General features: G+C 64.0%; 15 protein-coding genes. 8 read left to right on the forward strand and 7 right to left on the reverse strand.

All coding sequences use genetic code 11. The features are described 5' to 3' along the window. Positions 1-399 precede the first annotated feature (399 nt). Positions 400-1998 (forward strand): phospholipase D family protein, encoded by a 1599-nt coding sequence (locus PPN31114_RS09160; protein WP_150679235.1) that lies wholly within the window; start codon positions 400-402, stop codon positions 1996-1998. A 129-nt stretch (positions 1999-2127) separates the two neighbouring features. Here the strand turns inward: PPN31114_RS09160 and PPN31114_RS09165 are convergent, their stop codons facing one another. The 3 genes from PPN31114_RS09165 to PPN31114_RS09175 form a co-directional block, all read right to left on the reverse strand. Then, the gene (locus tag PPN31114_RS09165) at positions 2128-4650 is read right to left on the reverse strand and encodes a TonB-dependent siderophore receptor (RefSeq protein ID WP_150679236.1); all 2523 of its coding nucleotides are present in this window, start codon (positions 4648-4650) and stop codon (positions 2128-2130) included. Positions 4651-4761: 111 nt separating this feature from the next. Then, positions 4762-5748, reverse strand: a complete 987-nt coding sequence (locus PPN31114_RS09170) for a FecR domain-containing protein (protein WP_150679237.1) — start codon at positions 5746-5748, stop codon at positions 4762-4764. Beyond that, positions 5745-6257: a sigma-70 family RNA polymerase sigma factor gene (locus tag PPN31114_RS09175; RefSeq protein WP_150679238.1), complete on the reverse strand. Its 513-nt coding sequence runs from the start codon at positions 6255-6257 to the stop codon at positions 5745-5747. Before PPN31114_RS09175 ends, PPN31114_RS09170 begins: the two co-directional genes overlap by 4 nt. A gap of 215 nt (positions 6258-6472) precedes the next feature. Here PPN31114_RS09175 and PPN31114_RS09180 point away from each other — a divergent pair, with 215 nt between their 5' ends. After that, on the forward strand, positions 6473-7441 hold the full coding sequence (locus PPN31114_RS09180) for a GlxA family transcriptional regulator (protein ID WP_150679239.1): 969 nt from the start codon (positions 6473-6475) through the stop codon (positions 7439-7441). A 9-nt stretch (positions 7442-7450) separates the two neighbouring features. Here the strand turns inward: PPN31114_RS09180 and PPN31114_RS09185 are convergent, their stop codons facing one another. The 3 genes from PPN31114_RS09185 to PPN31114_RS09195 all read right to left on the reverse strand — a co-directional run bounded on the left by PPN31114_RS09185 (position 7451) and on the right by PPN31114_RS09195 (position 11063). Further along, positions 7451-8842, reverse strand: coding sequence for a 2-hydroxycarboxylate transporter family protein (locus tag PPN31114_RS09185; RefSeq protein ID WP_150679240.1), 1392 nt, complete (start codon positions 8840-8842; stop codon positions 7451-7453). Between the two features lie 77 nt (positions 8843-8919). Beyond that, positions 8920-10173, reverse strand: coding sequence for a CaiB/BaiF CoA transferase family protein (locus PPN31114_RS09190; protein WP_150679241.1), 1254 nt, complete (start codon positions 10171-10173; stop codon positions 8920-8922). Positions 10174-10178: 5 nt separating this feature from the next. Continuing rightward, the gene (locus PPN31114_RS09195; RefSeq protein ID WP_150679242.1) at positions 10179-11063 is read right to left on the reverse strand and encodes an HpcH/HpaI aldolase/citrate lyase family protein; all 885 of its coding nucleotides are present in this window, start codon (positions 11061-11063) and stop codon (positions 10179-10181) included. 109 nt (positions 11064-11172) lie between these two features. Between PPN31114_RS09195 and PPN31114_RS09200 the strand changes: the two genes are divergently transcribed. Beyond that, positions 11173-12072, forward strand: a complete 900-nt coding sequence (locus tag PPN31114_RS09200) for a LysR family transcriptional regulator (protein ID WP_150679243.1) — start codon at positions 11173-11175, stop codon at positions 12070-12072. On the opposite strand, the gene PPN31114_RS09205 is transcribed toward PPN31114_RS09200, so the two are convergent. Next, a complete protein-coding gene (locus PPN31114_RS09205; protein ID WP_150679244.1) occupies positions 12062-12961 on the reverse strand; it encodes a LysR family transcriptional regulator in 900 nt (299 codons plus the stop codon). The genes PPN31114_RS09200 and PPN31114_RS09205 overlap by 11 nt on opposite strands. 104 nt (positions 12962-13065) lie before the next feature. On the opposite strand from PPN31114_RS09205, the gene PPN31114_RS09210 reads away from it, so the two are divergent. From PPN31114_RS09210 to paaD, 5 genes are all read left to right on the forward strand, one after another. Continuing rightward, a complete protein-coding gene (locus PPN31114_RS09210) occupies positions 13066-14055 on the forward strand; it encodes a zinc-dependent alcohol dehydrogenase family protein (protein ID WP_150679245.1) in 990 nt (329 codons plus the stop codon). A 129-nt stretch (positions 14056-14184) separates the two neighbouring features. Further along, positions 14185-15192 (forward strand): 1,2-phenylacetyl-CoA epoxidase subunit PaaA, encoded by a 1008-nt coding sequence (gene paaA, locus PPN31114_RS09215; RefSeq protein ID WP_150679246.1) that lies wholly within the window; start codon positions 14185-14187, stop codon positions 15190-15192. 68 nt (positions 15193-15260) lie between these two features. Next, entirely contained in the window at positions 15261-15557 is a 297-nt protein-coding gene (gene paaB / locus PPN31114_RS09220; protein ID WP_150679247.1) for a 1,2-phenylacetyl-CoA epoxidase subunit PaaB, read from the forward strand. A 49-nt stretch (positions 15558-15606) separates the two neighbouring features. Then, complete coding sequence (gene paaC / locus PPN31114_RS09225; protein ID WP_150679248.1) at positions 15607-16410, forward strand: 1,2-phenylacetyl-CoA epoxidase subunit PaaC; 804 nt, start codon at positions 15607-15609, stop codon at positions 16408-16410. A gap of 19 nt (positions 16411-16429) precedes the next feature. Then, on the forward strand, positions 16430-17029 hold the full coding sequence (gene paaD, locus PPN31114_RS09230) for a 1,2-phenylacetyl-CoA epoxidase subunit PaaD (RefSeq protein ID WP_150679249.1): 600 nt from the start codon (positions 16430-16432) through the stop codon (positions 17027-17029). Positions 17030-17076: the final 47 nt, after the last annotated feature.

The raw sequence follows: 17076 nt of genomic DNA on the forward strand, positions 1-17076 counted from the left end.
GTCGTCGTCAACAGTTTTTTTCGCTTCTTTTCGCTCGTCGCCGTAGCGACTCACAAGCTCCAAAACCACTAACCACCGGGCTTTCCGGCCCGTCGCACTTACCTGCTTCGCTGCTTTCGCTGCGTCGCTGTCGTTGCGAGAGACGGAATATTAGTGAAAACCCGGAACCAGCGCAAGCCCTTTGTGAAAATAATTTGAAAAAGGCAAAAAAAGGCCCGCGTCGTGAGCGGGCCGAGATCCATGGGACAGGACTTCATGGAGGAGACAGGTCCAATGTATCCGGGCATGCCCAGGCGACGCAACCAACGAAATCGCATATGCTTTTGGCAAAGCTTCCCTATATGGAAAGGCCTGCCAGACGGCGGCCCTCCCCCTCCCTCTCTATATAGAGCGTTCGAAATGCTCCCACTGCGCCGCCTAGCGTTTGCACTCTTGCTGTCATTGGCGGCAGCGGCCTGTACCTCCGTCAGGCCACCACCCGAGCCGACGCAATGGACATCGCACACGCCAGCAGCCATGCCTGGCGCACTGGCCGATGCGCTCGCCCCCGCCGTGCGCGCGCACGCCGGACAATCCGGTTTCCAGTTGCTCGCAACCGGCTCCGCCGCGTTCACCACGCGCATCGCGCTGGTTCAGTCGGCCCAGCACAGCCTCGACGTGCAGTACTACAGCGCGGGAGAAGACATCACAGGACGCCTGCTGCTCCAGTCACTGCTCGACGCCGCCGACCGGGGCGTGCGCATCCGCATGCTGGTCGACGACATCAACCGCCGCCACACCGACCCGACCTTCGCCGTGCTCGATCAGCATCGCAACATCGAAGTGCGTGTCTTCAACCCGTTCGGCACGCGCGACACCACGCTGCTCGAACGCGCGGGCAATCTGCTGACGGCGTTCGACCAACTCAACCGGCGCATGCACAACAAAGCACTCGTTGCCGACAATCAACTGGCCATCGTGGGTGGACGCAATCTGGGTGACGAATATTTCGACGCCAATCCCGATCTCTCCTTCCGCGACTTCGATCTCTTATGCGCCGGGCCCGTCGTCGATGCTGTCTCGCGTAGCTTCGACCATTTCTGGACAAGCACCCAGTCCTATCCGCTGCGCCAAGTCCAGTCGAAGATCGACAAGGAAACCCTCGACGCCACACGAGACGCCCTAGCGCAGCACTGGCAAAACGCCGAGAACGTCCCGGCTGGACGCGACGCCCTCAATCAGCCGCCCCTCGCCGATGGATTGCGCAGCGGCAAAGTGCCGCTTTTCTGGGCACCGGCAGAACTGGCCGCCGACAGTCCCGACAAGCTCGACGCCCCTGCCAAAGAAACCAAGAGCGCACCAGGCGACAAACTGCGTGAGCTCACCACACACGCGCAGAGCGAAGTGCTGATCATCTCGCCCTACTTCGTCCCGCTCGATGGCGGCGTGAAGTTTCTGTCGGCGCTGACCGCGCGCGGCGTCAAAGTCCGCGTGCTGACCAACTCGCTGGCCGCCACCGATGTCGTGCCCGTGCACGCCGGTTATGCGCGCTACCGCCCCGCGCTGCTCAAGGCTGGCATCGAACTCTACGAGTTCAAACCCATCCGTACGGAAACCGAGCAACGACGCATAACGTTCGGCGGCTCCTCGCGCGCAAGTCTTCACGGCAAAGCCTATGTGGTCGACCGGCGCGACGTGATTTTGGGGTCGTTCAATCTCGATCCACGCTCAGTGCGCCTGAACACGGAACTGGCCATCGTGATTCACAGCCCCGAATTCGCCGAACGGATGGCGGGCATCTTCGAGCGGGCGACGGCACCGCGCGCGAGCTTCCACGTAGAGTTGGTGCCGCCAGGCACGGCCCCTCCGACGCCCACGCCGCCCACCATGCCAGCGCTGCGTTGGGTAGGAGAAGAAAACGGACAACCGCGTACGTTCGACGTAGAGCCCTACGCGCCCTTCTGGCGAAACGCGGTGGCGGGTGCCTTCACCCTGCTTCCTAACGACGATTTGCTATGAACAAGAAAGCCGCCGTCCCGCGCGAAGCAGGAGCGGCGGCTTTCATTGGTTGCGAGCCCCCGCGCGCGATCACATCAACTCCCGGGTTCTGCCGGGGTCTCCCAGCGGAATATCTTCCTTATCCCTGACTCAAAACTCCACCGTCGCCGACAACGTCGCCGAGCGCGCGTCGCCCACGGCCACAAAGTACTGGCTGGCGCTCGACGGGTAGTAAGTCTTGTTGAACACGTTCTTCACGTTGAACTGGAAGTGCACCGGATTGCGCCCGATCTTCGTGTCGTAGGTGGCAAACACATCGGCCACGAAGTACGCGGGCAACGTGAAGCTGTTCGCCGAATCCCCCGGGCGCGAGCCGATATACCGGCCCACCGCCCCCAATCGCAAGTTGCCGCTGCCGTCGCCCAGCACCGGACCCCAGTCATACACGCCCGCCAGCGACGCCGAATGCCGCGCTACGTTCACCAGCGTGTTGCCGGTATAGAGCGGATCTTCCGTGGTCTTCGCATCGATAAACGCGTAGCTCGCGATCACGTTCCAGCGTTGGCCGATACGCCCCGACACATCCAACTCCACCCCACGCGAGCGCGCCGCACCGGACGTGCGCCAATCGATCAGCTTGGTCGCATCGTTGAACTGCGAGACGAGCACGTTGCGCTTATTGATGTTGAACAGCGCCAACGTGCCGGTTAGCCCGTTCGGCATATCGAGCTTCGCGCCGATTTCGAACGACTTGGCATGCTCGGGCGCCACGTTCGAATCGATCACCACCCCGCTGGAGAGCGGCGCGATCGTCGACGTCGGCTTGAGCGACTCCGAGTAACTGCCGTACAGCGACAGATAATTCGTCGCCTTATAGACCACCCCAGCGCGCGGCAGCCATTTCGAATCGGAGATATTCGTATTGACCTGGAACGGACGCCCCTTCCCCGCCAACTGGCTATAGGTGAGCAACCGCAAGCCGCCGACGAGAATCCAGCGGTCGGTCACGTGAATGGCATCTTGGAAGAACAGCGATGCGTCGTGCAGCGTGTCGGTCTGATCGCTGTCAGCCGCAGACACCGTCGTCGGAATCACCTCGCAGCCGTACACCGGACTCAGATAGTTGAACTTGCACGTCGACGCCTGACGAATCAGGTCGCGCCGGTAAATGCGCCGATACTCCCAATCGCCACCGAACTGCACGTCGTGTTGCATGCCAGCGAGTTGCAGCCGCCCGTCGAGATACGCGATGCCATAGCTATCCGCGCTATCCGAGCCGCGCGTGCCGTCGTTACTACGCGAAATAATGCCGGTCTTCGTGTTGATACCGTTCACGCGCAACTGCGTCGCGTCGTAAGTCTCGGTGTTGTAGCTGTAGCCGAAGTGCGCCTTCCAGTCGGCATTGAACTGATGATCGACCGTGATTTGCGCCAAATGCGACTGCCCGGTCATCTCGTTGTGCGCGTCGTCCAGACGCTCGCGTGGCGAAATCGCCAGCGGCTTGTTCGTCGTCGGATCGATCACCGTGCCCCGGTCGAACGGCGTGAGGAAGTTGCGATACTCGTACGACAGCACGACCTGCGTGTCGCGTCCGTAATAAGCGAGCGTCGGCGCCACCAGCGTCTCACGCTGCGAGCCGAAGTTGCGCCAATATTGCTGATTGTTCTGATCGACGACCAGCCGGTAAGCCAGCCCCGAGTCCCCGATCGGCCCGGTGGTATCGAGCGTTTCTTCCGCGCCGTTCTTGCCGTGGCCATACGTCGTGCCCGCCACGCTCACCGCCGTATAGGGCTTGAGCAGCGGACGCTTGCTTACGACGTTGATCACACCACCCGGGTCCATGATCCCGTAGAGCAGCGACGACGGCCCCTTGAGGACTTCGACGGCGTCAGCATTGGCATTGAGCCCGCGCCCCTGCACGAGCGGCATGCCGTTGTGCATGATCGAGCCGTCGCGATTGCCGCCGAACCCGCGTTTGAGCAGCGTGTCCTGCGTACCTGCCAGCGTATTGCCCTGCACGATGCCGCTCACGTTGATTAGCGCGTCATCGAGCGTTCGCGCCCGCTGATCGGCCAGCACTTGCTGCGGCACGACGTTGATCGCCTGCGGGATATCGAGAATGGGCGCATCGGTGCGCGCAATAGTGGCGTCGACGGGCGCGCGATACGCATCCGTCCATGATTGCCCCTGAACATGCGTGCTCGGCAGCGCCACCTCGCCGGAGCCTCCCCCGGCTGCGAGCGTCGCAGGCACTGGCGAGGCTTGCGCGACCAGCGTGAAGCCCGCCCCCTGCGGCGACGCCACAAGACCGGTGCCCGCCAGCACTTGACCGAAGGCGCCCGGCACGTCAAAGCGCCCCTGGACGCCGGGGCTCTGGCGGCCCGCGGTGAGCGACGGCGCATACGTCAGCAGAATGCCCGCCTCGCGGCCAAAACGGGTGAGCACGGCGTCGAGCGTACCTGCCGGGATGTCGTATACGCGGGTCGCAGCGGCATTGGCGGCGACTTTTGCGGTGCCCGTCTGATCTGACTGCGCGGCCTGTGCGTGTGCGGCGCTCGCGGCAAACACCGACGCAAATGTCATCGCAACGGCGGCACAGATATGGCGATGGCGCGGAGCCACTGGCGCACGGCGCGGCGTGGCGGCGGAGAATTCGGAAAAGACGACGGCCATGATGGGATATCTCGTTCAGGCAATAGAAAGAAGGCTTCACTTCCCTTGTCACGCGAGATGTACAAAACAGCTCACTGGCCCGATAAAAATCTAGAAAAAGTTGAAAACCCCTCAGGCGCTCGGCCCGACGTTTACCCAATAGCGGGTCACCGACGCCACCGACACCGGCAGTGCGTGCGGCAGCACCGCCAAAATGGCGTCGATGTCGCCCAGCGGATAAGTGCCCGACACACGCAGTGCCGCCACGGCCGGATCGCAGCGCAGATAGCCGCGCCGGTAGCGCGACAATTCCGCCAGAAACACATCGAGCCGCATATCGACGGCCACCAGCATGCCCTCGGCCCATGCACCGCCGCCCTCATCGAGCGCCGTGAGCGGCGCGATGGTGCGTGCCGTGAAATGGGTCTGTTCACCCGCCTGCACGATGCGCTCGACGTGCGGCGCATCGTTTGGCATGACGCGCACGGCCCCCTCGAAAACTTGCACGCGGCCGCCTGCTGCGTCCTGCCGTACCGCGAAACGCGTGCCCAGCGGCTGCAACGACGCTTGCGCTGTCGTGACAACCAGCGCTCGCGGCGGGGTATGACCGGCATCCTTACCGGTGCTCACCATCACCTCGCCCTCCAGCAGGGCGATGCGACGGGTCGCCCCATCCATCGATAGCCGCACGGCACTGCGTGTCCCCAGCACGAGCGTGGTGCCGTCGGCCAGACGCAGCGTGCGACGCTCGCCCACGGCCGTACTCGCATCGGCCCGCAAGCGTTGCACCGCCAGCGGGTCTGTCGCGAGCCAAGCGCCGCCACCGACGAACAGCCCGCCCACGATGACCTTGATCGCCGTACGGCGCGCCCGCGAGCGGGGTGCGCGCAGCGCTGCCTGCGCCACCGCCGCCCCCAGCGCGTCGGACACCTGCCGCATACGGCTGTCAGCCGTCTCGATGTGCCGCCACGCGCGCTCGTGATCGGGATGCGCCTCGCGCCACCGCGCACAAGCCGCACGCAGCGTCTCGGTGGCATCGCCGCCTTGGAGCGTCACCCACCATTCCACCGCTTGCTGCGCGACACCGGGGGTGAACGCTTGCGCCGTCGCCCGCGTCACGCCGCCTCCATGGCGAAGAAACACTGGGTACCAGCGCGCACCAAATAGCGTTTGACGGTCGCGAGCGAAATGCCGAGTTCAGCGGCGATCTCTGCGTGCGTCAGTCCGTCGAGCTGAGCGAGCAGAAACGCGCGTTTGACGGGTGCCGGGAGACCGTCCAGACAGCGGTCGATTTCGAGCAGCGTCTCGAGCACGATGGCGCGCTCTTCGGGTGACGGCACGACGGCTTCGGGCTGCTGAGCGAGCGCTTCGAGATAAGCGCGTTCGATCTGCTCGCGGCGCCAGTAGTTATAGAGAACGCGTTGGGCAACCGTCGTCAGGAAAGCGCGCGGCGACGCGAGCAGACGCGGCGGATCGCGCTCGAGCAGGCGGACGAACGTGTCGTGCGCAAGATCGGCGGCCCGATGCGAGCAGCCGGTCTTGCGATGCAGCCAGCTATGCAGCCAGCCGTGGTGATCGTGATACAGCCCCTGCAACGTGTCGCGTTGCAGCGTGTCGTCGGCGGGCATACGCCCCTCCTGTCCCCGGACCAGGTGTGGCCGGAAGGCACAGGCACCCGCTTTGCAAATGAGAATCGTTCGCAGTATAGCAAACAAGACTCCGAGTTGACGCGCGATCAATAACGGCCAATCCGGGGTCCCTTCGCGCCAACAGCCGGGCGCGATCGGCTCACCTGGCCGCTTTCTGCCAAAATGCACCGCATTACTGCCAGCGCCCCTTCGCCATGATCCGGAATGTCGCTTTGCTGGTTTTTCCCGGTGTGCAGTCGCTCGACGTGAGCGGCCCGCTCGACGTGTTCGCGGAAGCGAACCGCTTCCTGCTGCCCGACAACCACTATCAGACGGAAGTCATCGGCACCCAGCATGGGTCGATCGCTTGCTCGAACGGCATGACGCTGCTGCCGCGCCGCCACTATCAGGAAGCGGGCGGTCATCTCGATTTATTGCTGGTCGCGGGCGGCCCGTCGTTGCTGACCGACGATCTCGGCCCGAATGTCTCCCGCTGGCTGCTCGACGCCACCGCTCGCGCGCGGCGTTTCGGCTCCATTTGCAACGGTGCGCTGGTGCTCGCTGCCGCCGGTTTGCTCGACGGCAAGCGTGTCACGACCCACTGGAACGATGTCGACGTGCTCGCGCAGCGCGCCCCCAGCGCGCACATCGAGGCCGACCGGCTTTTTATTCAGGATGGGAATTTGTACACGTCGGCGGGCGTGACGGCGGGCATCGACTTATCGCTGCATCTGCTTGCGCAAGATCACGGGCAAGCGGTCGCCCTCAATGTGGCGAAGCGGCTCGTCGTGTTCACCCAGCGCGCGGGCGGACAGTCGCAATTCAGCCCTTACCTCACGCCCTACGCCGAACCGAATTCACCGGTCGCGCAAGTGCAGCAGTATGTGCTGGAACATTTGGCCGAGCCGCTGTCGGTGGGCGACTTGGCGGCGGTCGCGAAGATGAGTGTGCGCAACTTCTCCCGGGTGTTCTCACGCGATGCGGGCGCGACGCCCGCCGACTTCGTGAGCGCCGCCCGCATCGATGCCGCCCGCGTGATGCTGGAAAACGGCAACGCACCGCTCAAGACGGTGGCATGGCAATGCGGTTTTGGCGATCCGCACAACATGCGCAAGGTGTTTCAACGGCGGTTCGGCGTGTCGCCGCAACAGTACCGCGAGCACTTCGGGCGGCCGCAGGACTAAGGCGCGGCGTCAATGCCAGTACGAGAACGCCGCTAGCGACATCATCACGACGATCGCGCCGCCGATGCGCGTCGCAATCTGCGCGAACGGCATCAGTTCCATGCGGTTCGCCGCCGTGAGAATGGCCACATCGCCGGTGCCGCCCAAGCCGCTGTGCGTCACGTTGACGATGGCCGCTTCCACCGGATACATCCCCACCCATTTCGCCACGATGAACCCGGTCACCGCGAGCGAGAGCACCGTCGAGACGGCCGTCACGATGTTGATCCAGTGAAACGCCGTGACGATTTCGCCCCACGGCGTCATGGCGATGCTGATGGCGAACATCAGCGGATACGTGACCGCCGTCGAGAAGAAGCTGTACATGAAGCGCGCCCCACCGCGCACACGCGGCGACACAATCTGGAACAACTGCGCGATCACCACGAAGACGAGCATCACCACAGGCGCGGGCCAGTGGAACCATTGATGGCTCAACACTCCCAGCAGATACAGCGCGATCGCCGTGCCGCCCGCCGCCGCCAAGCTTGACGCGTCGAAGCTTGGCGACGACTCCTCCGGTGCCGCGCTCGCCTCGGTCACCTGGTTCGCCGAAACGATCGTCAACTGCCCGTTGCCGGTGAGTTTCGGCTTGCGGGCACCGAGATAGCTCAACAAGCCAGCCAGACAGATGGCCGAGATATTGCCGAGCATGGCAGCCGAGAGAGCCTGCGCGAAGAGCGGCCCTTGTTCAACGCCGAGAATCTGGGCGTATCCGGCCGAGAGCGGCAGCGCGCCTTCGCCGACGCCGCCCGCCATGATCGGCACGACGATATAGAAGAAGACCTGCTTCGCTTCGAGCCCCAGCGCGGTACCGACCGACGTGCCGACAATGGCCGCGACGACCGAGCCGCTCGCGAGCGGAATGAAAATGCGCACGAAGCCTTTCACGAGCGTGCGCCGGTCCATGCTCAGCACGCTGCCGACGATGATCGCCGCGATGAACAGATAGAGGAAGTTTGAGCTTTTGGTGAACGTCGTCACGGCCTTCGTCACCGGCTCGGGCATGAGCCCGTAATAGACCATCGCCGATGGAATGAAGGCCGCGAAAATCGACGTCGCGCCGACATGACGCACCCACGGAATGCGCTTGGCCAGTTCCGCGCAAGTGAAACCGCCGACGGCAACGAGCGCGATACCGGTCGGCAGATCCGACGCCAGTTTGCCGTTGTGCACCATCGCCGCGAGGATGCCCACGAGCAGGAGATACACCGGCAAGGGCAGCGCACCGATGCGCAAATCGAACACCGCCCACCAGCGCTCTCGCAGCGACCTCGTCGAAGGCGCGCCGTGCTTAGATGGCGCCTGGGTGGCGGGTGCCGTCGCCCTCGCCGCCTCGGCGCGCGTGGTGATGGTTTCCATGGGTTTGTCTCCGTTCATCTTATATAGGGCGCGCTGTGTCGCGAATCCGTTCGCTGTTGGCGCGCAGGGGGATTCGCTTACTGCACGGCCTTTGCCTTTCGCAACGCCGCAATCTCCGCGTCAGGCAATCCGAGATCGCGTAACACTTCATCGGAGTGTTGGCCGAACGCCGGTGCAGCGCGTGACGCGGGCACGTTGCAGGCACCGGCGTCCGGTCCGTTGCCAAACCGAATCGGCTCTCGAAAACCGCGATAGCCCAGATCGCCTTGTGCACCGGCGTACGTGTAGTGCTGCACCATCGCCTCGGCATCGACCTGCGGGTCGTCGAACATGTCTTCGACGCGACGGGCAGCTGCACACGGCACGGCATCGCCGAAAATCGCCTCCCAATCGCGCGCGCTGTGCGCCTGCAATGCGGCGTGCAATTGCGGCACGATCTCGTCGCGATGCTGCGCGCGCTTGCGCACGGAATCGTAGCGCTCGTCGGCCGCGAGTGCCGACATGCCCGTCTTCTCGCATAACGCCAGCCAGAAGTGCGGCGTGTTGGCCGAGATATACAGATAGCCCTCGCGCGTAGGGTGAATGCCCGTGATGCCGCCCGAGCGCATATCGCGGCCGACATCGCGCGGTTCGTCATCTGCCCAGACCATACGGGCCGACTGCATCGCCAGCGCGCTGCGCAGCAACGACACGCCCACGTATTGCCCCTGCCCCGTGCGTTCGCGTGCGAACAGTGCCGACGACACGCCCGCCGCGACCAGCGACGCCGCATAGTAGTCGACGACCGAGCCGTACAAAATCTCGGGCGGCCCGTCGGCCTTGCCTTGCATGGCGCACATGCCCGTCATGGTTTGCAGCACCTGATCGTAGCCCGCCTTGTCTTTGTTCGGCCCCGTGTCGCCGTAACCGGTCACGGCGCAGTAAATCAGGCGCGGATTCACCTCGCGCAGTTGTTCATAGCCGATGCCAAGGCGCGCCGGTACATTCGGCCGGAAGTTATGAACGAGCACGTCGGCCGCTTCGACCAAGCGGCGCAGCACCGCGAGCGCCTCGGGTTGTTTGAGATCGAGCACGAGCCCGCGCTTGCCGCGATTGACGCCGAGAAACGCCCGGCTCTCCGCCGCGAGCGTCGACGGGTACTTGCGCAAGTTGTCGCCTGTGGGCGGTTCGATCTTGATGACTTCTGCGCCCTGATCGGCGAGTAGCGTGCAGCCGTAAGGACCGGCGATATACGCGCTCAGATCGAGCACGCGTACGCCGTCAAGCGGACCGGCGGCGGGGGCGGCAATGCCTGAACTTGCGGCAGGCGACAGCAGGGAATCTCGTTTCATGGTCATCACGTAACAGCGTGTTCGTCGCGCAGCAGCCCCATGCGGCGGGCGTTTTCCACCAGCGTGCGGGCGCGCTCGACGAACGGCACATCGATCATCTTGCCGTCGACGACATAAGCGCCAACGCCGTCGCGGGCCGCGTTGCGCGCGGCATCGACCACACGCACGGCGTGGGCGATCTCTTCATCGGAAGGACGAAAGACGTCGTTGGCGAGGACGATCTGGCTGGGATGGATGCAACTCTTGCCGAGAAAGCCCATGGCGCGGGCGAGTTGTGCTTCGGCGCGAAAGCCTGCTTCGTCTTTGATATTGGCGAAGGCCGAGTCGTAGGCGAAGACACCGGCTTCCCCCGCAGCCATGCGCAGCGTGAACATCGCCTGCGCAATTGCCGCCGTCTCGCGACGCGCGATGCCCAGCGGCTCGAACAGATCGCCCAGCCCTAATTGCAGCCCGGCCACGCGCGGATGCGCCGACGCGAGTTCCGCCGCACGACGCAGCGCCTGCGGCGATTCGATATTGAGCAGCAGGCGCACCGGGGTCGCGACACCGTTGGCACGTTCGGCCTGCGCGATACGCTCGGCGGCGGCGTGCACGTCAGCGGCGCACTCGGGCTTCGGCAAGTTGATGAATGCGACGCCAGGCTGCACGACGGCGTCGATGTCGTCGGCAAAGTACGTCGAATCGAGCGGGTTCACGCGCACGATCAGTTGCTTGCTGAGGCTGCGAGTGTCGAGCGTGCGCAGCCAATCGCGGAGTGTGTTGCGCGCCTCAGGCTTGCGCTCGGGGGCTACGGAATCTTCCAGATCGAACGACAACGCATCGGCCGCACTGGCGAGCGCCTTGGCGAAGAGCTCCGGCCGCGATGCGGGCACGAAGAGTTTGCTTCTCATGTCTCCAGTCCTTGCTTGCTTGCTTTTCTGACTGGAAATGAGTCTAAGTGCCGCTTTGGTTTAGATAAACTATCTAGACCTATCTTAAAAGCGTAGAAAATCTATCGTTATGGATACCGCCTTTCTCGCCAACCTATTACTCGTCGTCGATAGCGGCTCGATGGCCGAAGCCGCGCGTCGCATTGGCGTGACGCCTGCCGCCATCGCGCAACAAGTGCAAGCGCTGGAGCGCGAATTGGGGGTGCCGCTGCTGGTGCGCGCGGGGCGCACGGTGATTCCGACGGAAGCTGGGCACCGGGTGATTGAAAAAGCGCGGGCGCTGGTGCGCGACGCGGCAGAGCTCAAGGCCGTGGCTTTAACCGATGAGCCATCGGGCGAGTTGCGAATCGGCACGATTACAACGGCGCTGTTAAGTCTGCTGCCCGACGTGCTGGCGAACTTCTCGAGCGAGTTTCCACAAGCGAAGGTGTTGATTCGCGCAGGCACGTCGATGGAGTTGTACGACACGCTGCAACGCGGCGATCTCGATGTGGCGATCTGCCTGCATCCGCCGTTTGCGCTGCCCAAGGCCTATGAATGGCATCTGCTGCGCGAGGAGCCGATCGTCGTGCTCGCGCCAGAGCATCTGGCGCACGAAGCGCCCCATACGTTGCTGCGGCGTGAGCCGTTCATTCGCTATGACCGGTCGCTCGGCGGCGGCAAGCAGGCCGATCAGTATCTGCGTGCGGCGAAGATCGTGCCGAATGAGTTGTTCGAACTGAATTCGCTGATGGCCATCGCAATGATGGTGGATCGTCGACTCGGTGTGTCGCTGGTTCCCGATATCGTCTCGCCGCTCACGAGTGGCTTGAACGTCGTTCGTCTGCCACTGCCTGACCCGGTCGAGCGCCGCCGGTTCGGACTGCTGTGGCATCGGGCGTCGCCTCGCGCGCGGTTGATCAAGGGGCTGTTGGCGAGTGCGACGCGGGCAGTCGCCCCGGCTTCGCAACCGCGCGGGCTCACGTCATGAAACCCGGCAGCGATTCCGCAAGCGCATCGACCGCCACACGAACCTTGCGGGGTAAGTGCGGGGTTTGCAGCCAAAGGGCGTAGGCATCGTAGAGAAACGCCGGCGTTTCCGGCAGCAACTCGATGAGCGCCCCCTCACGGATGCGATCACGCACTAGCCAATAAGGCAGCCATGCAAGCCCCATCCCGAGCGCAGCGGCATCGGCGATGGCGGCGAGATCGTCCAAGCGCAGGCGATGCCCCGGCATGAACGCCTCGGGCGGCTGCCCTTCTCTCGGAAAAAGCCACGGACCGCCCCTGCCCGAGCGGCGGTAGAAGATGGCCTGATGCGCGCCAAGTTCGTCGACGCTGCGCGGCTGCCCATGCGCTTCAAGATACGTAGGCGACGCGCAGACGATCATGCGTTGGCGGGCCACACGCCGCGCAATCACACCGGCCTTGTCTTCCGGCTCGCCCGTGCGAATGGCGATGTCGAAGTCACCTTCGGCCAAATCGACGAATCGATCGTTAAACGACAAATCCAACTCCAGCGCGGGGTATTGCTGGGCGAGGCGCAGCAGTATCGGTGCCGCGCAGTGCCTGCCGAAGTGCGCAGGCATGGTGACGCGCAGCTTGCCGCGCGGCTCCGCCAGATGATCGGCCGCAAGGGCGTCGGCCGCGTCCACTTCGGCAAGGACGATCTTGCAACGGTCGTAGTAAGCACTCCCAAAGTCGGTCAGGCTCTGACGGCGAGTGGTGCGGTTGAGTAACCGCACGCCCAGATGGGTTTCCAAAAACTGAACGTGCTTGCCGACCATCGGGCCGGAAAGTCCCAGCGCATCCGCCGCCGCCGCAAACGAGCCGAGATCCACCGCTTTCACGAACACCGCCATGCTGGCTAAGCGATCCATATTGAAAACTCCGAGTTTCTACTGTTGTCGTTGATCGACCATTTATCCACGAAAAATGGACCGCTACAGTGTATTCAACTCAACGAGTTTTGACTGGAGACGATATGGCACGCGTTGTTCGCTTTCATCAGCATGGGGGGCCTGAGGTCCTGCGCATCGAGCACGTCGAGGTGGCGCCGCCCGCTCGGGGCGAAGTGCAAATTCGCGTCAAGGCGCTGGGACTTAACCGGGCCGAAGCCTTGTTGCGGGCGGGATCGTATATCGAGACGCCAACCTTTCCGTCCGGCCTTGGACTGGAAGCGGCAGGCGTCGTCGAGGCGGTGGGGGAGGACGTCACGGACTTTGCGCCGGGTGATGCGGTGAGTATCGTGCCGCCGCAGTCGATGGTGCGCTGGCCTGCGTATGGCGAGTTGGTCACGTTTCCCGCTGCGCTCGTGGTCAAGCATCCGCCGTCGCTGAGTTGGGAAGCGGCTGCCGCTGTCTGGATGCCCTACCTCACCGCCTACGGGGCGTTGATCGACATCGCCAAGCTCGGCCCGGGAGACTTCGTGGCCGTGACGGCCGCATCAAGCAGTGTTGGGCTGGCAGCCATTCAGATCGCCAATCGGGTTGGCGCGACGCCAATTGCCGTCACCCGCACGTCGGCCAAGTCGGACGCCCTGCTTCGCGCCGGGGCCGCGCATGTCGTGGCGACCGCTGAGGAGGATCTTGCAAGCCGTTTGCAAGCGATCACGGGACAGGCGGGGGTGCGCGTGGTGCTGGACCCGATCGGCGGCCCGATCTTCGAGCCGCTGACGGCCGCCATGTCGCGCGGCGGCATCCTCATCGAATATGGCGGTCTGAGCCCGGCACCGACGCCGTTCCCGCTGTTCTCGGTACTGAGCAAGACGCTGACGCTGCGCGGTTACCTCGTCCACGAGATCACGGGCGATCCGGTACGGCTGGCGGCCGCCAAGGCGTTCATTCTCGATGGACTGGCTAGCGGCGCGCTCGCGCCGGTCATCGCCAAGACCTTTGCCTTTGACGACATCGTCGAGGCGCACCGCTTTCTGGAATCGAACGAGCAATTCGGGAAGATTGTCGTGACGATCTGAGCACTCGGGGGCACGTGTCGATGCCCCCACAATCACCTCCGCCATCTCATGGAAAACATTTATTGACCGACCGGCCGGTCGGTTTATAATGCGTTCCATATTCCCCACATGCCGCGGAGGCCTCCCTCTATGTATACGCAAGCCATCGATCTGGCCGGCAACAGCCCCAAGGGCGTGCGCGCCTTGAGCGAGACGGAGCAGCAGCAACAAGCCCGCTTCGACGCGCGCATGGCCGCCGATCAGAAGATCGAGCCGCAGGACTATATGCCCGCCGAGTATCGCAAGACGCTCGTGCGCCAGATTTCGCAGCACGCGCACTCGGAAGTCGTCGGCATGCTGCCCGAAGGCAACTGGATTTCGCGCGCGCCCAGCCTCAAGCGCAAAGCCATTCTGCTCGCCAAAGTGCAGGACGAAGCCGGTCACGGCCTCTATCTCTACTCGGCGGCTGAAACGCTCGGCACCTCGCGCGACCAAATGCTCGACGCACTGCACTCGGGCAAAGCCAAGTACTCCAGCATCTTCAACTACCCCACGCTCACGTGGGCCGACGTCGGTGTGATCGGCTGGCTCGTCGATGGCGCCGCCATCATGAATCAGGTGCCGCTGTGCCGCTGCTCGTACGGCCCGTATGCGCGCGCCATGATCCGCGTCTGTAAGGAAGAGTCGTTCCACCAGCGCCAAGGCTTCGACGCCCTGCTCGCGATGATGAACGGCACGCAGGCGCAACGCGACATGGTGCAGGAAGCCGTCAACCGCTGGTGGTGGCCGGTGCTGATGATGTTCGGTCCTAGCGACAAGGAATCCATCCACAGCGCGCAAACCATGAAGTGGGGCATCAAGCGTATTTCGAACGACGACCTGCGTCAGAAGTTTGTCGACGCGGCGATCGAACAAGCCAAGGTGCTCGGCGTGACCTTCCCCGACCCGGACCTGAAGTGGAACGAAGCCCGCAAGGCCCACGACTACGGCGAGATCGACTGGTCGGAATTCTGGCGCGTGGTGAACGGCGAAGGCCCGTGCAACAAGGAACGCCTTGGCACGCGAGTCGCCGCTCACGAGAAAGGCGCCTGGGTTCGCGATGCGGCCCTCGCTCATGCCGCTAAGCAACGCCAGCGCGCGGAAAAACAAGCCGCCTAAATCAGCCGCCGAAGTCAGGCGAGCGGCAACCTCACAGACACGCGGGACGCCCCGCATCAGGATCGATCATGACGCAAGCAACTAACAAGGAATGGCCCCTCTGGGAAGTGTTCGTGCGCAGCAAGATGGGCCTCGAACACAAGCACAGCGGCAGCCTGCACGCCGCCGACGCCGAGATGGCACTGCGCATGGCGCGCGACGTCTACACGCGCCGCCAGGAAGGCGTGAGCATCTGGGTCGTGCCCTCGACCGCCATCACGGCGTCCGCGCCGGAAGACAAGGCCGAACTGTTCGACCCCGCCGCCGACAAGATCTACCGCCATCCGACCTTCTATCAGTTGCCGGAAGAAGTGAACCACATGTAAGTGGCTGCGCGCCGTCTGTCACGGCGCGCCCCGAGCGAGACACCAGAACATGAAACCGACGCAGGAACACCTGTCCTATCTGCTGCGCCTTGCCGACAACGCGCTGATCCTCGGTCAGCGCAACGCGGAATGGTGCGGTCACGGCCCCGTGCTCGAAGAAGACATCGCGCTCACCAACCTGAGCCTCGATCTGATCGGCCAGGCGCGCATGCTCTATCAGCACGCCGCCAAGCTCGAAACCGAACTCACCGGCATTACCAAGCAAGAAGACGACTACGCCTTCTGGCGCGACGAATTCGCGTTCCGTAACTGGACCCTCGTCGAACTGCCGCATTACGGCCCGACCGCAGGCACCTCGGCCGCCGAGCGCGACTACGCCGTCACGATCGTGCGCAACTTCCTGTACTCGGCCCTGATGGTCGAAGTCTGGCAAGCCCTCGCGCTGTCGAGCGACGCAGAACTCGCCGCGATCGCCGCCAAGTCGGTCAAGGAAGCGCATTACCACCTGCATCACGCCCGCGATTGGCTGGTGCGCTTTGGCGACGGCACCGAAGAGTCGCATCGCCGCGCCCAAGCCGCGCTCGACTACCTGATGCCGTACATGAACGAAGTCTTCAAGAGCGATGCGCTCGAAGACACGGTCGCTGCTGCTGGCACGGGCGTGACCATGGCCGGTCTGAAGGACGCATGGCAAGCCGTCGTGACCGACGCGCTCGACGAAGCCACGCTTAGCGCACCGGCTACCGGCGCGTTCGAGAGCACGGGCAAACTCGGCCATCACTCCGAGCACATGAGCTATCTGCTCGGCGAGATGCAGGGCATCGCGCGTCAGCATCCCGGCGCAAGCTGGTAAGCCGACGACGAACGCCGCCATGCACACGCCCATCGACACGATCATGAATCTGCCACTCACCCCGCCCGTCGCCCCCGACGTGCTCACGCCGGCTTCGGAAGCATCGCTGCCGCTCGCGTGGCAGACGCTCGAATCGGTTCCCGATCCCGAGATTCCGGTCGTGTCGATTCGTGAGCTCGGCATTCTGCGCGACGTACGTGTGGTGCAGAACGCGAGTGGCGAAGTGTCGTTCGAGATCGTGATTACGCCGACGTACTCGGGGTGTCCGGCCATGCAGCAAATTGCCGAAGACATCGACGCCGCGATGACGCGTGCCGGCCTCGGCCCGTGGCATATCACCACCGTGCTGGCGCCTGCGTGGACCACGGACTGGATCAGCCCGGAAGCCCGCGAGAAACTGCGCGGCTACGGCATTGCGCCGCCCACGGGCGCGCATGCGGTGGCCGCCGATGCGCCGCGCAAGATTACGTTTTACGGCCGCCCGAAAGACGGCGTGACCTGTCCGCACTGCGGCTCGACCGACACAGAAGTGGTATCGGCCTTCGGTTCGACCGCCTGCAAAGCGCACTACCGTTGCCGCACGTGCCGCGAGCCGTTCGACTACTTCAAGCCCTATTGATTGATCCGATTGATCCCGTCCGGCGGGTGCCGGCGGCAAGGAAGCCC

The organism is Pandoraea pneumonica (genome assembly GCF_902459645.1).
Classification (GTDB): Bacteria; Pseudomonadota; Gammaproteobacteria; order Burkholderiales; family Burkholderiaceae; genus Pandoraea; species Pandoraea pneumonica.

What these genes read in the sequence shown, in the direction of transcription:
- PPN31114_RS09180 (WP_150679239.1), top strand. Translation starts at nt 6,473, where the DNA reads ATGATCCGGAATGTCGCTTTGCTGGTTTTTCCCGGTGTGCAGTCGCTC.
- PPN31114_RS09205 (WP_150679244.1), bottom strand. Translation starts at nt 12,961, where the DNA reads ATGGATCGCTTAGCCAGCATGGCGGTGTTCGTGAAAGCGGTGGATCTC.
- PPN31114_RS09160 (WP_150679235.1), top strand. Translation starts at nt 400, where the DNA reads ATGCTCCCACTGCGCCGCCTAGCGTTTGCACTCTTGCTGTCATTGGCG.
- PPN31114_RS09175 (WP_150679238.1), bottom strand. Translation starts at nt 6,257, where the DNA reads ATGCCCGCCGACGACACGCTGCAACGCGACACGTTGCAGGGGCTGTAT.
- PPN31114_RS09190 (WP_150679241.1), bottom strand. Translation starts at nt 10,173, where the DNA reads ATGAAACGAGATTCCCTGCTGTCGCCTGCCGCAAGTTCAGGCATTGCC.
- PPN31114_RS09185 (WP_150679240.1), bottom strand. Translation starts at nt 8,842, where the DNA reads ATGGAAACCATCACCACGCGCGCCGAGGCGGCGAGGGCGACGGCACCC.
- paaA (WP_150679246.1), top strand. Translation starts at nt 14,185, where the DNA reads ATGTATACGCAAGCCATCGATCTGGCCGGCAACAGCCCCAAGGGCGTG.
- paaD (WP_150679249.1), top strand. Translation starts at nt 16,430, where the DNA reads ATGCACACGCCCATCGACACGATCATGAATCTGCCACTCACCCCGCCC.
- PPN31114_RS09165 (WP_150679236.1), bottom strand. Translation starts at nt 4,650, where the DNA reads ATGGCCGTCGTCTTTTCCGAATTCTCCGCCGCCACGCCGCGCCGTGCG.
- PPN31114_RS09210 (WP_150679245.1), top strand. Translation starts at nt 13,066, where the DNA reads ATGGCACGCGTTGTTCGCTTTCATCAGCATGGGGGGCCTGAGGTCCTG.
- paaC (WP_150679248.1), top strand. Translation starts at nt 15,607, where the DNA reads ATGAAACCGACGCAGGAACACCTGTCCTATCTGCTGCGCCTTGCCGAC.
- paaB (WP_150679247.1), top strand. Translation starts at nt 15,261, where the DNA reads ATGACGCAAGCAACTAACAAGGAATGGCCCCTCTGGGAAGTGTTCGTG.
- PPN31114_RS09200 (WP_150679243.1), top strand. Translation starts at nt 11,173, where the DNA reads ATGGATACCGCCTTTCTCGCCAACCTATTACTCGTCGTCGATAGCGGC.
- PPN31114_RS09195 (WP_150679242.1), bottom strand. Translation starts at nt 11,063, where the DNA reads ATGAGAAGCAAACTCTTCGTGCCCGCATCGCGGCCGGAGCTCTTCGCC.